The organism is Campylobacter sp. IFREMER_LSEM_CL2256 (assembly GCF_025771645.1).
Classification (GTDB): domain Bacteria; phylum Campylobacterota; class Campylobacteria; order Campylobacterales; family Campylobacteraceae; genus Campylobacter_D.
The window spans coordinates 92,745-108,313 of record NZ_JAKMQQ010000005.1; the positions used below are offsets into that span (position 1 = coordinate 92,745).

At 30.2% G+C, this 15,569-nt stretch carries 15 protein-coding genes and 1 tRNA gene; all 16 read left to right on the forward strand.

Features of this window, described 5'->3' with window-relative positions; genetic code table 11:
- Positions 1 to 1,101 carry a glycosyltransferase gene (locus L8U00_RS03680; RefSeq protein WP_263708543.1) on the forward strand — a complete coding sequence of 367 codons (1,101 nt, stop codon included), beginning with the start codon at positions 1 to 3 and terminating at the stop codon, positions 1,099 to 1,101.
- Between the two features lies 1 nt (position 1,102).
- Positions 1,103 to 3,241: an STT3 domain-containing protein gene (locus L8U00_RS03685; RefSeq protein WP_263708544.1), complete on the forward strand. Its 2,139-nt coding sequence runs from the start codon at positions 1,103 to 1,105 to the stop codon at positions 3,239 to 3,241.
- A complete protein-coding gene (gene pglA, locus L8U00_RS03690) occupies positions 3,238 to 4,365 on the forward strand; it encodes a N,N'-diacetylbacillosaminyl-diphospho-undecaprenol alpha-1,3-N-acetylgalactosaminyltransferase (protein WP_263708546.1) in 1,128 nt (375 codons plus the stop codon). The genes L8U00_RS03685 and pglA overlap by 4 nt, the downstream gene beginning before the upstream one ends.
- On the forward strand, positions 4,358 to 4,960 hold the full coding sequence (pglC, locus tag L8U00_RS03695; protein ID WP_263708547.1) for an undecaprenyl phosphate N,N'-diacetylbacillosamine 1-phosphate transferase: 603 nt from the start codon (positions 4,358 to 4,360) through the stop codon (positions 4,958 to 4,960). Before pglA ends, pglC begins: the two co-directional genes overlap by 8 nt.
- Positions 4,947 to 5,543, forward strand: coding sequence for a UDP-N-acetylbacillosamine N-acetyltransferase (gene pglD, locus L8U00_RS03700; RefSeq protein WP_114640582.1), 597 nt, complete (start codon positions 4,947 to 4,949; stop codon positions 5,541 to 5,543). The genes pglC and pglD overlap by 14 nt, the downstream gene beginning before the upstream one ends.
- A complete protein-coding gene (gene pglE, locus L8U00_RS03705; RefSeq protein WP_263708548.1) occupies positions 5,540 to 6,700 on the forward strand; it encodes a UDP-N-acetylbacillosamine transaminase in 1,161 nt (386 codons plus the stop codon). Before pglD ends, pglE begins: the two co-directional genes overlap by 4 nt.
- A gap of 1 nt (position 6,701) precedes the next feature.
- Positions 6,702 to 8,465, forward strand: a complete 1,764-nt coding sequence (gene pglF, locus L8U00_RS03710) for a UDP-N-acetylglucosamine 4,6-dehydratase (configuration-retaining) (protein WP_263708549.1) — start codon at positions 6,702 to 6,704, stop codon at positions 8,463 to 8,465.
- A gap of 111 nt (positions 8,466 to 8,576) precedes the next feature.
- A complete protein-coding gene (locus L8U00_RS03715) occupies positions 8,577 to 8,954 on the forward strand; it encodes a chemotaxis response regulator CheY (protein ID WP_039619063.1) in 378 nt (125 codons plus the stop codon).
- Between the two features lie 12 nt (positions 8,955 to 8,966).
- Positions 8,967 to 9,803, forward strand: a complete 837-nt coding sequence (locus tag L8U00_RS03720) for a 50S ribosomal protein L11 methyltransferase (RefSeq protein WP_263708550.1) — start codon at positions 8,967 to 8,969, stop codon at positions 9,801 to 9,803.
- Complete coding sequence (gene ftsH, locus L8U00_RS03725) at positions 9,803 to 11,725, forward strand: ATP-dependent zinc metalloprotease FtsH (RefSeq protein WP_263663426.1); 1,923 nt, start codon at positions 9,803 to 9,805, stop codon at positions 11,723 to 11,725. The genes L8U00_RS03720 and ftsH overlap by 1 nt, the downstream gene beginning before the upstream one ends.
- Entirely contained in the window at positions 11,725 to 12,342 is a 618-nt protein-coding gene (locus L8U00_RS03730; RefSeq protein ID WP_263708551.1) for a phosphatidylserine decarboxylase, read from the forward strand. Before ftsH ends, L8U00_RS03730 begins: the two co-directional genes overlap by 1 nt.
- Positions 12,339 to 13,049: a CDP-diacylglycerol--serine O-phosphatidyltransferase gene (gene pssA / locus L8U00_RS03735; protein WP_257399294.1), complete on the forward strand. Its 711-nt coding sequence runs from the start codon at positions 12,339 to 12,341 to the stop codon at positions 13,047 to 13,049. Before L8U00_RS03730 ends, pssA begins: the two co-directional genes overlap by 4 nt.
- A 62-nt stretch (positions 13,050 to 13,111) precedes the next feature.
- Positions 13,112 to 13,666, forward strand: a complete 555-nt coding sequence (locus L8U00_RS03740) for a PepSY-associated TM helix domain-containing protein (RefSeq protein WP_263708552.1) — start codon at positions 13,112 to 13,114, stop codon at positions 13,664 to 13,666.
- A 49-nt stretch (positions 13,667 to 13,715) separates the two neighbouring features.
- Positions 13,716 to 13,805, forward strand: a tRNA-Ser gene (locus tag L8U00_RS03745).
- A 97-nt stretch (positions 13,806 to 13,902) separates the two neighbouring features.
- Positions 13,903 to 15,372, forward strand: coding sequence for a DNA methylase (locus L8U00_RS03750; protein ID WP_263708553.1), 1,470 nt, complete (start codon positions 13,903 to 13,905; stop codon positions 15,370 to 15,372).
- Positions 15,365 to 15,559, forward strand: a complete 195-nt coding sequence (locus tag L8U00_RS03755) for a hypothetical protein (protein WP_263663422.1) — start codon at positions 15,365 to 15,367, stop codon at positions 15,557 to 15,559. Before L8U00_RS03750 ends, L8U00_RS03755 begins: the two co-directional genes overlap by 8 nt.
- Positions 15,560 to 15,569: the final 10 nt, after the last annotated feature.

Genomic DNA, 15,569 nt, shown 5'->3' on the forward strand with positions numbered 1-15,569 from the left:
ATGAAAAAACTAGCAATTTTTATTTATTCATTAGGAAGCGGTGGTGCTGAAAGGGTTGTATCTACGCTATTACCTGTGTTAAATTTAAAATATGAAGTACATTTGATTTTAATGAATGATAAAATATCCTATGATATTCCTGAGGTTAATATCCACTACCTTGAAAAATCAAATCCAAGCGAAAGCAACTTAGCTAAATTTTTAAAACTGCCCTTGCTAGCTATGAAATACAAAAAGCTTTGCGAAGATTTAAAAATCAATTTGCAATTTGTATTATTAAATAGACCTAATTATATTGCGTTAATGGCAAAATCTCTAGGACTTAAATCAACCCTTATTATCAATGAATGCACTACTCCAAGTGTGATTTATAAACATAATAATCTAAATTCTTTTATCAATAAATTTCTTATTAAAAAACTTTACAATAAAGCAGATTTAATCTTAGCAAATTCTATAGGAAACAAAGAAGATTTAATACAAAATTTCAATATAGAGGCAAAAAAATGTGATATTTTATACAATGCCATAGACTTAGAAAACATTATAGCAAAATCTAAAGAAGAAATAAACTTTAAAGATCCTTTTATATTAAGTGTTGGCAGACTTGATCATGGTAAAAATCATGCTATGCTTATAAGAGCTTATGCAAAAGTTAAAACTGATTTAAAATTAGTCATTTTAGGCGAGGGTATTTTAAAAGATGAGCTTTTAGCTTTAATAGAAACTTTAAATTTAAAAGACAAAGTCTTTTTACTAGGTTTTGATAAAAATCCATATAAATACATGAGCAAATGTGACTTTTTTGCTTTTGCTTCAAGTTTTGAAGGTTTTTCCAATGTTTTAATCGAATGTCTAGCTTGTAATACTGCCGTGCTTTGCACTGATCATAAAAGTGGCGCAAGGGAGTTATTTTTAGATGATGAGTTTGGACTTTTAGTAAAAGTAGATGATGAAAAAGCCATGCAAGAAGGCTTAGAGAAAATGTGCAATGATGAAGCATTAAAAGCTTCATATAGACAAAAGGCTTTTTTGCGCGCAAAAGAATTTGATAAAATTAGCATAGCAAAGCAATTATTTGAATTTTTCAACAAGGCATAAAATGAAACTACAACAAAATTTCACTGATAATAATTCTATAAAATATACCTGTATTTTAATCCTTATAGCCTTTGCTTTTAGTGTTTTGTGTAGATTATACTGGGTAGCTTGGGCAAGTGAGTTTTATGAGTTTTTCTTTAATGATCAACTTATGATTACTACTAATGATGGCTATGCTTTTGCAGAAGGTGCAAGAGATATGATAGCAGGTTTTCATCAACCTAATGACTTATCTTATTTTGGAAGCTCACTTTCTACTTTGACTTACTGGCTTTATAGTATTTTACCTTTTAGCTTTGAAAGTATTATTTTATATATGAGTACTTTTTTTGCTTCTTTGATTGTTGTGCCTATTATATTAATCGCAAGAGAGTATAAACTCACTGCCTATGGCTTTATAGCAGCCTTACTTGGAAGCGTTGCAAATAGTTATTACAACCGCACTATGAGTGGGTATTATGATACAGATATGCTAGTATTAGTTTTACCAATGCTTATTTTACTTACTTTTATACGCTTAACTATTAATAAAGACATTTTCACCCTACTTTTAAGTCCAATTTTCATCATGATTTATTTGTGGTGGTATCCATCAAGTTATTCTTTAAATTTTGCCATGATAGGACTTTTTGGTCTTTATACTTTAGTATTTCATAGAAAAGAAAAGATTTTTTATCTAGCTATTGCTTTGATGATCATAGCTTTAAGTATGCTAGCATGGCAATATAAACTTGCTTTGATTGTATTGTTATTTGCTATTTTTGCTTTTAAAGAAGAAAAAATTAATTTTTATATGATTTGGCCTTTGATTTTTATTAGCATTTTGATATTACATTTAAGCGGTGGTTTAGATCCTGTTTTATATCAACTTAAATTTTATGTTTTCAAAGCTTCTGATGTGCAAAATTTAAAAGATGCTGCCTTTGTGTATTTTAATGTCAATGAAACCATTATGGAAGTAAATACTATCGATCCTGAAGTGTTTATGCAAAGAATTAGCTCTAGTGTTTTAGTATTTATCCTTTCTTTTATAGGTTTTATCTTACTTTGCAAAGATCACAAAAGTATGCTTTTGGCTCTACCTATGCTTGCACTAGGTTTTATGGCTTTAAGAGCTGGACTTAGATTTACCATTTATGCAGTTCCTGTGATGGCTTTGGGTTTTGGGTATTTTTTATATACTTTTTTTAATTTTTTAGAAAAAAAACAAATCAAACTTAGTCTAAGAAATAAAAATATCTTACTTATACTCATTGCATTTTTTAGCATAAGCCCTGCCCTAGTACATATTTATTATTATAAATCCTCTACTGTTTTTACTTCTTATGAAGCTAGTATTTTAAATGATTTAAAAAATAAAGCTCAAAGAGAAGATTATGTTGTTGCTTGGTGGGATTATGGTTATCCAATACGCTATTATAGCGATGTAAAAACCTTGATCGATGGTGGAAAACACCTAGGAAAAGATAATTTTTTCTCATCTTTTGTATTAAGCAAAGAACAAATTCCAGCAGCCAATATGGCAAGACTTAGCGTAGAATACACTGAAAAATCTTTCAAAGAAAACTATCCTGATGTTTTAAAAGCTATGGTTAAAGATTATAACCAAACAAGTGCTAAAGATTTTTTAGAAAGTTTAAATGATAAAGATTTTAAATTTGATACCAATAAAACTAGAGATGTATATATTTACATGCCTTATAGAATGTTGCGTATCATGCCTGTGGTGGCACAATTTGCAAATACAAATCCTGACAATGGAGAGCAAGAAAAAAGTTTATTTTTCTCCCAAGCTAATGCTATAGCTCAAGATAAAACCACAGGTTCTGTTATGCTTGATAATGGAGTAGAAATTATTAATGATTTTAGAGCCTTAAAAGTAGAAGGTGCAAGTATACCTTTAAAAGCTTTTGTGGATATAGAATCTATCACTAATGGCAAATTTTATTACAATGAAATTGATTCAAAAGCTCAAATTTATTTGCTCTTTTTAAGAGAGTATAAAAGCTTTGTGATTTTAGATGAAAGTCTTTATAATAGTGCCTACATACAAATGTTTTTATTAAATCAATATGATCAAGATTTATTTGAACAAGTCACTAATGATGCAAGAGCAAAAATTTATAGGCTAAAAAGATGAAAATAGGAATTTTAACCCATAGTGCAATGAGTGTGTATTATTTTCGTCTTGCACTCATTAGGGCTTTAGAAAAAAATAATCATGAAGTTATAATCATCACTCCAAAAGATGATTTTGCTATTAAATTACAAGAACTAGGTTATAAGGTTTGTTTTTATGATTTAGCTAGATCAAGCGTTAACCCTTTAGTCGTTTTTAAAAATCTACTTAGTTTAAAAAATACACTCAAAAGTTTAAATTTAAATCTTTTACAAACAAGTGCTCACAAAAGCAATACAACAGGTATCATAGCAGCTAAAATGGCGGGTATTAAATACACTTTTGGTTTGGTTGAAGGCTTAGGAAGTTTTTATATAGATGATGATTTTAAAAGCAAATTAGTAAGAATGAGTATTAATTTACTTTATAAAATTTCTTTTAAACTTGCTAATGGTTTTATTTTTGTCAATGAAAGCAATGCTTTATTTATGAAAAATTTAGGCTTAAAAGAAGAAAAAATCAAAATCATCAAATCCGTAGGACTAAATTTAAAACAATTTTTACCTTTAAAAATTAGCACAGAAGAAAAACAAGCTTTTTTAAAAGAACACAATATGCCCAATAAGCCTATCGTTTTAATGATTTCAAGAGCGCTTTGGCATAAAGGTATTAAAGAATTTTATGAAGCAAGTCAAATTTTAAAAGATAAGGCAAATTTTGTTTTAGTGGGTGGAAGAGATGATAATAAATCTTGTGCACCATTAGAATTTTTAAACTCAAATGATGTTTTTTATCTTGGCGCAAGAAGTGATATTACACATTTATTAAATTTATGCGATATTTTTGTTTTACCAAGCTATAAAGAAGGCTATCCAAGAACGGTTTTAGAAGCACAAGCTTGTAAAAAAGCGTGCGTGGTAAGTGATGCTGAGGGTTGCATTGAGGCAGTGGATAATGCCATAGATGGTTTAATTTGTAAATGCAAAGACAGTAAAGATTTAGCCGAAAAAATCGCAGTTTTATTAGAAGATGAAAAACTAAAAAATACTTTAGCACAAAATGCTTTTCTTAGAGCGCAAAATTATGATGAAAATATCATAGCTTTGAAATATCTTGATTTTTATAGGGGTTTTACAAATGTATAAAAATGGTTTAAAGCGTGCTTTTGACTTTTTTTTAGCTTTGATTTTATTGATTATTTTTTTACCCTTTATAGTGCTTATAGGTATTGTTTTAAAAATTGTTCAAGGAAGTGTGCTTTTTAAACAAGCAAGACCAGGATTAAATGAAAAAATTTTTTATATTTATAAATTTAAAACCATGAGTGATGAAACCAATGAAAATGGAGAATTACTTCCTGATGAATTACGCTTAAAGCCTTTTGGTAAGCTAGTTAGAAGCTTGAGCTTGGATGAATTACCACAGCTTTTTAATGTATTAAAAGGCGATATGAGCTTCATAGGCCCAAGACCTTTACTTGTAGAATACTTGCCCTTATACAATCAAGAACAAAAAAAACGTCATGACGTAAGACCAGGCATTACAGGTTGGGCGCAAATCAATGGACGCAATGCTATTTCTTGGGAGCAAAAATTTAAATATGATGTAGAATATGTGCAAAATTGCTCTTTTTTATTTGACCTTAAAATCTTTTTTATGACCATTGTTAAAGTTTTAAAAAGAAGTGGGGTTAATAAAGAAGGAGTAGCTACAACGGATAAATTCAATGGACACAACTAAAAGTATTTATATATATGGTTCTAGTGGACATGGTTTAGTCTGTGCTGATGTAGCTAGAAATTTAGGATATGAAAAAATCATCTTTTTGGATGATAATAAAGGCTTAAAATATCACTCCAACTTAGAAAAACACGATATGTTTATTGCTATTGGTGCAAACTCTATTAGAGAAAAACTTTTCAAAAAAGCAAAAGAAGATGGATTTAGATTAGTAAATTTGATACACAAAAGTGCTATTATTAGCCCAAGTGCTTTTTTAGATGATGAGGGTATTTTAATCATGCCAAATGTCGTAGTTAATGCTAAAGCTAGCATTGCAAAAGGTGTGATTTTAAATACTGCTTGTGTGATCGAGCATGAGTGTTTTGTAGATGAGTTTAGCCATATTAGCGTTGGAGCTAAACTAACAGGAAATGTAAAAATAGGAAAGCGTTGTTTTTTGGGAGTTAATTCAAGCGTTATTCCTTGTATGAGTTTAAATGATGACATAACTTTAGGCGCAGGAGCAGTTGTAGTTAAAAACTTAACTTCTAAAGGCATTTATGCCGGAGTTCCTGCTAAGAAAATAAAGGAGGTAAAATGAGATTTTTTCTATCAGCGCCACATATGAGTGGAAAAGAATTAGAATACATACACAAAGCTTTTGAAAGTAATTATATAGCACCTTTGGGTGAGTTTGTTAATGCCTTAGAACAAAGTATTAAAGATTATACAAAAAGTTCTAACGCACTTGCTCTAAATGCAGCCACTGCAGCCATTCATCTAGCTTTAAGAGTTTTGGGTATTAAAGAAGGTGATGTAGTTTTAGCTTCAAGTTTTACTTTCATAGCTTCAGTAGCACCTATTTCTTACATGAATGCTACGCCTGTGTTCATTGATTGTGATGAAACTTATAATTTAGATGTAAATTTATTAAAAAAAGCCATCAAAGAAAGTCCTAAAAAGCCAAAAGCTCTCATTTTAACACACCTTTATGGTAATGCTTCTAAAATGGATGAGATTGTCCAAATTTGTAAAGAAAATGAGATTTTTTTAATCGAAGATGCTGCTGAAGCTTTGGGAAGTTTTTACAAAAATAAAGCTTTAGGTACTTTTGGGGATTTTGGAGTATATTCTTTTAATGGTAATAAAATCATCACAACAGGTGGTGGTGGTATGCTTGTGAGTGAAAATCATGCTAATCTTGAAAAAGCAAGATTTTATAGCACTCAAGCTAGAGAAAATTGTCTTCATTATGAGCATAAAGAATATGGCTACAACTATAGAATGAGTAATATCTTAGGTGCAATCGGCACTGCTCAAATGGAAGTTTTAGAAGAAAGAGTAAGTAAAAAGCGTGAAATTTATAGCTGGTATAAAGAATTTTTAAGTGGCACCTTTACTTTTTTAGATGAACTTGAAAATACCAAGTCAAATCGCTGGCTAAGTACTGCTTTACTTGATTTTGATTTAAATAAACTTAATACTTATGAAAAACATTGTATATGTGAAAATAAAAATATTCAAATTCAAGATAAAATTTTAAAAATCATACAAGTTTTAAAAGATAATAAAATCGAAAGTCGCCCGCTTTGGAAACCAATGCATTTACAAGAACTTTACAAAGGTTGCGATGCTTACTTAAATGGCAATAGTGAGTTTTTCTTTAGCAATGGAATTTGCCTTCCAAGCGCAACTACTATGAGTAAAGCTGATGTAGAGGAAGTTTCTACTTTAATCTTAAACACCTTAAAGGACTAAGATGGATTATAAAAGCAAACGCTTAGGATTTTTCCTAGGCGCTGATATTTTACTTTTTGTTATAAGTATTTATTTGTCTTTTTCTTTACGTTTTAGCGCAGACATCCCGAGTGAATTTTATGAAGGTATGTTTAAAAGTGCTGTGATTTTGATTTTACTTAAAATCATTTTTCTAGCTTTTTTTAGAATTTATCAAGTTGCTTGGAGATTTTTCTCACTCAATGAAGCACGTAAATTAGTTATCGCTTTAGCTTTAGCTGAACTTGTATTTTTAGCAATTTATTATTTTTATGATGATTTTTTTAATCCTTTTCCAAGAAGCGTTATAGGTATAGACTTTGTTTTATCTTGTATGCTAATTGGAAGTTTGCGTATAAGCAAAAGAATGATAGTTGATTTTAGAAAACCAAAATACAACGAAGAACATCCTTGTATAGTAGTTGGTGCCACTTCAAAGGCTTTGCATTTATTAAAAGGAGCCAAAGAAGGGAGCTTAGGACTTTTTCCTGTAGCCGTGGTAGATGAGCGTAAAAATTTAATAGGTACTTATTGTGATAAATTTATAGTTGAAGAAAAAGAAGCCATTAGAAAATATACCGCTGAAGGTATTCATACTGCTATCATTGCTTTAAAACTTGAGCAAGAAGAACTCAAAAAGCTTTTTGATGAGCTTATTGCTTATGGGATTAATGATATAAAACTTTTTTCTTTTACACAAAATGAAGCAAGAGATATAAGCATCGAAGATTTATTAGCGCGTAAACCAAAAGATTTGGATAATGCTTGCGTGATTGATTTTATCAAAGATAAGGTAGTTTTAGTTAGTGGGGCTGGTGGGACTATAGGAAGCGAGCTTTGTAAACAATGCATTAAATTTGGCGCAAAACACTTAATCATGCTTGATCATAGCGAGTATAATTTATATAAAATCAATGAAGAATTAAGCTTGCATAAAGAAAAAATTGAACCTATTATGATGAGTATATTAGACAAAGAAGCGTTAGAAAAACTTTTACAAGAAAAAAACATAGATTTGATTTTACACGCAGCAGCTTATAAACACGTGCCTTTGTGTGAGCAAAATCCACATTCAGCTATTTTAAATAATATCATAGGTACTAAAAATTTAATCGATCTTGCAAAAACTTACAAGGTTGCTAAATTTGTTATGATAAGCACTGATAAAGCTGTAAGACCAACTAATATCATGGGTTGTACAAAAAGAATTTGTGAACTTTATGCGCTAAGTTCAAGTTGTGAAAATTTTGAAGTAGCTTGTGTGCGTTTTGGTAATGTTTTAGGCTCAAGTGGAAGTGTTATACCTAAATTTAAAGCTCAAATTGCAGCTAATGAACCACTTACTCTTACTCATCCTGATATAGTGCGTTATTTTATGCTTGTGGATGAAGCTGTACAACTTGTTTTACAAGCTGCTGCTATTGCTAAAGGTGGAGAATTATTTGTACTTGATATGGGTGAACCTGTTAAAATCATGGATTTAGCTAAAAAAATGCTTTTACTTTCTAATAAAAAGTTAGAAATTAAAATCACTGGACTAAGAAAAGGTGAAAAACTTTACGAAGAGCTTTTAATCCATGAAGATGATTTGAAAACTCAATATGAAAGTATATTTGTTACCACTAGTGAAATTAAAGATTTAAAAATTTTAAATCAAGAAATAGAAAAATTACTCCAAAGCACAGATCCTGCAAAAGTTTTGAAGGAAATTGTGCCTGAGTTTAATCACAATAAAAATGGAGAGTGATTAAATTCTAATTTTATTTTAAAATGGTATAATATAAACTTTTAATTGATTAATAAAAATAAAAACGATACAATTACACTTATGTAATTACATCGAAATAAAGGAAAAAAAGTGAAGTTATTAGTAGTTGATGATAGTTCTACCATGAGAAGAATAATCAAAAACACTCTTGTAAGATTAGGTCATAAAGATGTTTTAGAAGCTGAACATGGAGTTGAAGCTTGGGATTTGCTTTCACAAAATGATGATATTAAAATTTTAATTACCGACTGGAATATGCCCGAAATGAATGGCTTAGAATTAGTAAAAAAAGTAAGAGCGGAAGAAAAATATGCTGATATGCCTATTATCATGGTAACTACAGAAGGTGGTAAGGCAGAAGTTATCACAGCTTTAAAAGCAGGTGTAAATAACTATATTGTAAAACCTTTTACACCTCAAGTATTAAAAGAAAAACTTGAAGATGTTTTAGGAACAAACGAAGGCTGATTATAAGTTTTTATGCAAACACATTATTACGAACTTTTTTTTCAAACAGATAAGGAATATTTAGATTTATTCCTTGATCTTGTTTTTTCTCTAGATATAGATGCCATAGAAGAAAAGAATGATGGCGTTTATATACGATCAGAAGAAGATATAAAACTCATTCAAATAGCCTTGCAAAGCTTTCATCAAAAATTATGTGAAAAATTTAACACTAAGATTTATTTTCATTCTACTTTAGAAAAAAAAGAAAATAAAAACTGGATAGAAGAGTATAAAAAAGGTATACAAGCTTTAACCATTGACAATATCCACATTCACACCACTTGGCAAGAAGCTATACAAGATAAAATCAATATCATTATAGACCCTGCCCTAGCTTTTGGCTCAGGACATCATGAAAGCACTTACACTTGTATAGAATTTTTACAAAAATACACAAATGATTCTAAATTTTGCTTAGATGTAGGCTGTGGAAGTGGGATTTTAAGTATCATCATGGCAAAGCTTGGAGCTAAAGTGCAAGCTTGTGATACAGATGAGCTAGCCATAGTTGCAAGCAAGGAAAATGCAAAATTAAATCAAGTTAGTTTTGATGATATTTGGGTAGGTTCTATTAATAAAAGCTTACATAAATATGATATAGTTGTGGCAAATATCATTGCTGATATTTTAATCATACTAGAAAAAGATCTTAAAGAAAAAACCAAAGAAGATGGAATTTTAATCTTATCTGGTATTTTAAACAAATATGAAGAAAGAATTAAAGATAAATTCAAAGATTTGACTTTGTTAGAATGTAAACACAAAGGAGAGTGGTTGAGTTTAGCTTACAAAAAGGAAACAAAATAATGAATAAAAAACCAAATGAACCAAAAGATAATCCAAACAATAATAGCTTTTTTAATAAAAATCCTATTTTTATTTTCGCTATTTTTGCCATTGTGATGATTCTTTTATTTAAAGGATTTTCAGATGATGGTAGCATGGGTATTATGGGCGGAGAAAATACCAAAAAAGTTACTTATTCTGAATTAAAAACTTTAATTGAAAACAATCAAATTGCCCAAGTTAACATAGGTCAAACTACCATAAAAGCAGTGTCTAAAGCAGGAAATATGGTATATATTACTAAAAAAGTTCCAAATGATGCTACTTTTGTGCCTTTGCTTGATTCAAAAGGCGTTTCTTATGGAGCTTTTAACGAGAGTAATTGGTTTATAGATATCTTGCTTTCTTGGGTTTTACCGGTATTTATTTTCTTTGGTATATGGATGTTTTTAGCTTCTCGTATGCAAAAAAATATGGGCGGATCTATACTTGGTATAGGAAGCTCTAAAAAGCTTGTAAATTCAGAAAAACCAAAAGTTAAATTCAATGATGTTGCAGGTGTTGAGGAAGCAAAAGAAGAAGTTAAAGAAATAGTTGATTTTCTAAAATATCCTGAAAGATATATCAATCTTGGAGCAAAAATTCCAAAAGGACTTTTGCTTGTAGGTCCTCCAGGTACAGGTAAAACTTTACTTGCAAAAGCAGTGGCAGGTGAAGCTGATGTACCATTTTTTAGCGTCTCAGGTTCATCTTTCATAGAAATGTTTGTGGGTGTTGGAGCTAGTAGGGTTAGAGATTTATTTGAAAATGCTAAAAAAGAAGCTCCAGCTATTGTATTTATAGATGAAATTGATGCTATAGGCAAATCACGTGCAGCAAGTGGCATGATGGGTGGAAATGATGAAAGAGAGCAAACTTTAAATCAACTTCTAGCAGAAATGGATGGCTTTGGTACTGAAAGCTCGCCAGTAATCGTACTAGCAGCGACAAACCGTCCTGAAGTCTTAGATGCAGCATTACTTAGACCAGGACGTTTTGATAGACAAGTTTTGGTAGACAAGCCTGATTTTAAAGGCAGATGTGATATTTTAAAAGTTCATATGAAAGATGTTAAAATTTCACCTGAAGTAAAAGTAGAAGATATCGCAAGATTAACAGCAGGTCTAGCGGGTGCTGATTTAGCAAATATCATTAACGAAGCAGCTTTACTTGCAGGTAGGGATTCTAAAAAACATGTAGAACAAAAAGACTTAGTTGAAGCAGTAGAAAGAGCTATAGCAGGACTTGAGAAAAAATCACGTAGAATTAATGATAAAGAGAAAAAAATCGTAACTTATCATGAATGTGGCCATGCTTTAATCGCTGAAACCACAAAAGGTGCTAAAAAAGTAAGTAAAGTTTCTGTTATACCGCGTGGTTTAGCAGCTTTAGGATATACGCTCAACACCCCTGAAGAAAATAAATTTTTAATGCAAAAACATGAGCTTTTGGCTGAAGTTGATGTGCTTTTAGGTGGACGTGCAGCTGAGGAAATTTTCATTAAAGAAATTTCAACTGGTGCAAGCAATGACCTTGAACGTGCAACTGACATCATAAAAGCTATGATTTCTATGTATGGTATGAGTGAAATTGCAGGTTTAATGGTGCTTGAAAAACAAAGAAATACTTTCTTAAGTGGTGGACAAACTATCAAAGATTATTCTGATAAAATGGCTCAAGATTTAGATGAGTATGTGAAGAAAACCTTAGATGAACGCTATGCGGGTGTAAAAGAAATTTTAAAAACTTATAGCGGTGCTATAGAAGTAATGGTACAAGCACTTTATGAAGAAGAAACTATTGATGGTGCTAAAGTAAGAGAGATTATTAAAAACTATGAAGAAGAAAACAATCTTCCAACGCGCTTAGAAGAAAAAGAGCAAGAAGTTACTAAGGATAACTAATGAAAACAAATTTTATTGCAAAGGCTGGCTGGAATTTACTCATAGTTCTAGCTATAGTTTTTGCAATAGCTCAATTTATATGGGGATTTTCTTGGCTTTTATGGTGTATTTTTATACTTTTTGCTTGCCTTTTTAGAGCTAGTAAAATCGATTATATAGCAGATCCAAATACTATCATAGCTCCTATAGAAGGAAAAATAAAATGCATTAAAACAAGCTCATATAAAGAGCTTGGCGAATGCATAGAAGTGCAAATTATAAACAATATCACCCATCAAGGCAGCATCATAGCTCCACTTAATATGGATATAGAAGAAACTAGACCAAGACACGGACTTTTTTTATGTCCATTTATGAAAAATACAAATTTAATGGGCGAAAGAATGCTATTTTTAGCACGTTCTAAAGGCAAACAATGGGCATTACGCATCATTTTTGGCGCCTTAAATAGAAAAGTTCATATTGATGATTTTGGTCATCATTTAAACCATGGACAAAATATAGGTTTTATGTTTGATGGCAGTGTGAGTTTATTGCTTCCAAAAGATACTAGAATTTGCGTAAATGAAAACGATAAAGTACGCATTGGTGCATTGATAGGGTATTTAAATCCATGAATTTTAAACTAATTTATATTTTACCTAATCTTTTTACAGCTGCTTCCATATTTTTAGGCATTATTTCAGTGATTGCTTCTATTAATCAAAATTTTGATAAAGCATTAATTTATATCATTTTATCATTAATTTGTGATGGCTTGGATGGACGCGTTGCAAGAGCTACTAATTCTACTTCTAAATTTGGAGTTGAGTTTGACTCACTAGCAGATTTAATAGCCTTTGGTGTTGCACCTGCTATGCTTTTTTATATGAGTATAGGTTATGAATATGATCGTTTTGGCTCCTTAATAGCTGGTTTATTTGTAGTTTTTGGCGCTATACGCTTAGCAAGATTTAATGTCACCACAGGTACTTATGAACCTTCAGTTTTTATAGGACTTCCTATACCAACAGCTGCAGTTGTAAGTGCTTTATGGGTAAGCGCTTATTTATATTATGATTTTTTACGTGATTTTTCTTTGATGATAGTATGTATTCAAATGCTTTTAGCTTTTTTAATGGTAAGCAATATAAGATATCCAAGTTTTAAAAAAATTGATTTAAAACGGGCAAATGTTTTAAAAGTATTAATCCTTTTAGTAATCTTATTTTCCATGCTTTATTTGTATTTTTTAGAAAGTGCGTTAATCGTCGCAAGCTTATATGTACTTTATGGAATCATTCGAAGCTTTTTTACTCTAGCTCGTAAATTTAAAAAAGATTAAAATTTTATTTTCACTTCACTTTTTAATAATATACTTCTCATTATTTTCAAAAAGGAGTAAAAATGAATAAAAACAAATTATTCAGACAAATTCACATTTACATTAGCTTATTTTTCTTACCACTAGCATTTTTATATGCTGTTACTGGTTTTGCTTATATAGCTGGTTTTGATGGGGAAAGTGGAGCTAAAATTCAAACTCAAAAAGTTCAAGCTATTATCCAAGAAGGCGCTGAAGCTGAATTTTTAATTGATTTTTTAAAGAAAAATAACTTAAAACTTCCTTCATCTTTGGAACCAAAACTTAACAAAAAAGGCGATGGAATAGAGCTTGGCACTATAAACTATAGTGCAAGTATTGTCAAAATAGATGAAAATAATTATGAAATTATCACAAAAGAAAGAAGTTTACTTGGAAATATGATTTTACTTCACAAAGATAAAGGTATGTGGTATTTTTCTGTTCTTGGGCTAGCTTTTGCACTTGCTATGATAATCCTTTATATTTCAGGACTTTTAATCACTATCATAGCTATACGCAAAGACAGGGGCAAACAAATCGCAGTTTTAGGTGCTGGTTTTGTTATAACTTTAATTATAGCTTATCTTAGTGTATAAATTTAAGGTATATCTTATAATCAATAAGATATACTTTCCCTTTTAATACGGACAGATGGGTGAGTGGCTGAAACCACACCCCTGCTAAGGGTGCAGATCTTAACGGGTCTCGAGGGTTCAAATCCCTCTCTGTCCGCCACCTTATAAAATTCATTTCCTTTCATCTATTTTAATAGTTTTTATTGTTATAATTAATACTATCAAACTGAATAACCTAAAGGTAAGTTTCACATACTATGCAAATTTATGCTTCTATTGATTTGAAATCTTTTTACGCTTCAGCTGAATGTGTTTTAAGAAATCTAGATCCTTTAACAACTAATCTCATTGTAGCAGATGAATCAAGAACAGATAAAACCATCATACTAGCAGTTTCACCTGCACTAAAAACTTACAATATACCTGGTAGATTAAGACTTTTTGAGTTTAAACAAAAAATCCACTCAATCAACCAAGAAAGATTAAAACAAACTCAAAAACACTGCTTTAAAGCTAAAAGTTTTGATACATTAGAACTTAAAAATGATTTAAATTTAGAACTAGATTACATCATCGCCAAGCCCAGAATGGCTACTTATATAGAATTTAGCACAAAAATATACAGCATTTATTTGAAGTATTTTGATGCAAAAGATATCCATATATACTCTATTGATGAAGTTTTTATCGATCTTAGTTCTTATCTTGAAAAATACAAACTATCAGCTTATGAGCTACTTACTAAGGTTTTACTTGATATTTCACATACAAGTAAAATCACTGCAACAGCAGGTATAGGCACAAATTTATACTTAGCTAAAATTGCTATGGATATACTTGCTAAAAGACAACAAGTAGATGAAAATGGCTTGCTTATAGCCTTTTTAGATGAAAAATTATACAGATATAAATTATGGCAGCATAAACCTTTAAAAGATTTTTGGCGTATAGGTAAAGGCATTGCCTTAAAACTTGCGAATTTAAACATTCATACTATGGGAGATCTTGCAAGATTTTCTTTAAAACACGAAGCTTTGCTTTATAAACACTTTGGTGTTAATGCTGAATTATTAATCGATCATGCATGGGGTATTGAAACTTGCACGATGAAAGATATTAAAAATTACAAATCACAAAATCACTCTAAAATCATGGCTAAGGTTTTACCTTTTGCATATGATAATAATCAAACAATAAAAGTTTTAAAAGAACTTGTAGATCATTTAGTACTTGAACTTATACAAAATAACCTTAAAACAAACCATATTACGCTAGATATACAATATGATAAAAGCAATTTAGAAAATTCAAGCTTTTTGGGTTCTTACAAAGGAGCTACTACTAAAGATAATTATGGAAGAACTATACCTAAAAATGCTCATGGAAGTATAAATCTAGAAAATTTTACCCATTCTTTAAAAATCATCAATAAAAAATCCTTGGAACTTTTTTGCAAAATCAGCGATAAAAACTTAAGTATTAGAAAAATCAGCCTAAGTTTAAATAATATCACAGATAAAGCTCAAGAAAATTTCCAAGAATTAAATTTATTTAGTGATTTTAATGCAATTTCACAAGAGAAAAATCAACTTGAAAAAGAAGAAAAGCTCCAAAAAGCAAGACTTCAAATCATGCAAAAATTTGGTAAAAAAGCTATTTTAAAAGCTTCAAGCTTGGATGATGAGACTAAAGAAATTACTTCTTTAATAGGAGGTCATAATGCATGATGATTATAAAGATATAATAAATATAAAATATCAAAAATCAAAACATTTTCCACCAATGCCAAGAGAAAAAAGAGCGGCGCAATTTGCTCCATTTTCAGTACTAAATGGCTTTAGCAAAGCGATTTTAAAAACGCAAAAAGATATGGAAAAAGCATTAGAAAATAGCAAATATCAAGAAGAAAGCTAAGTTCTTCTTG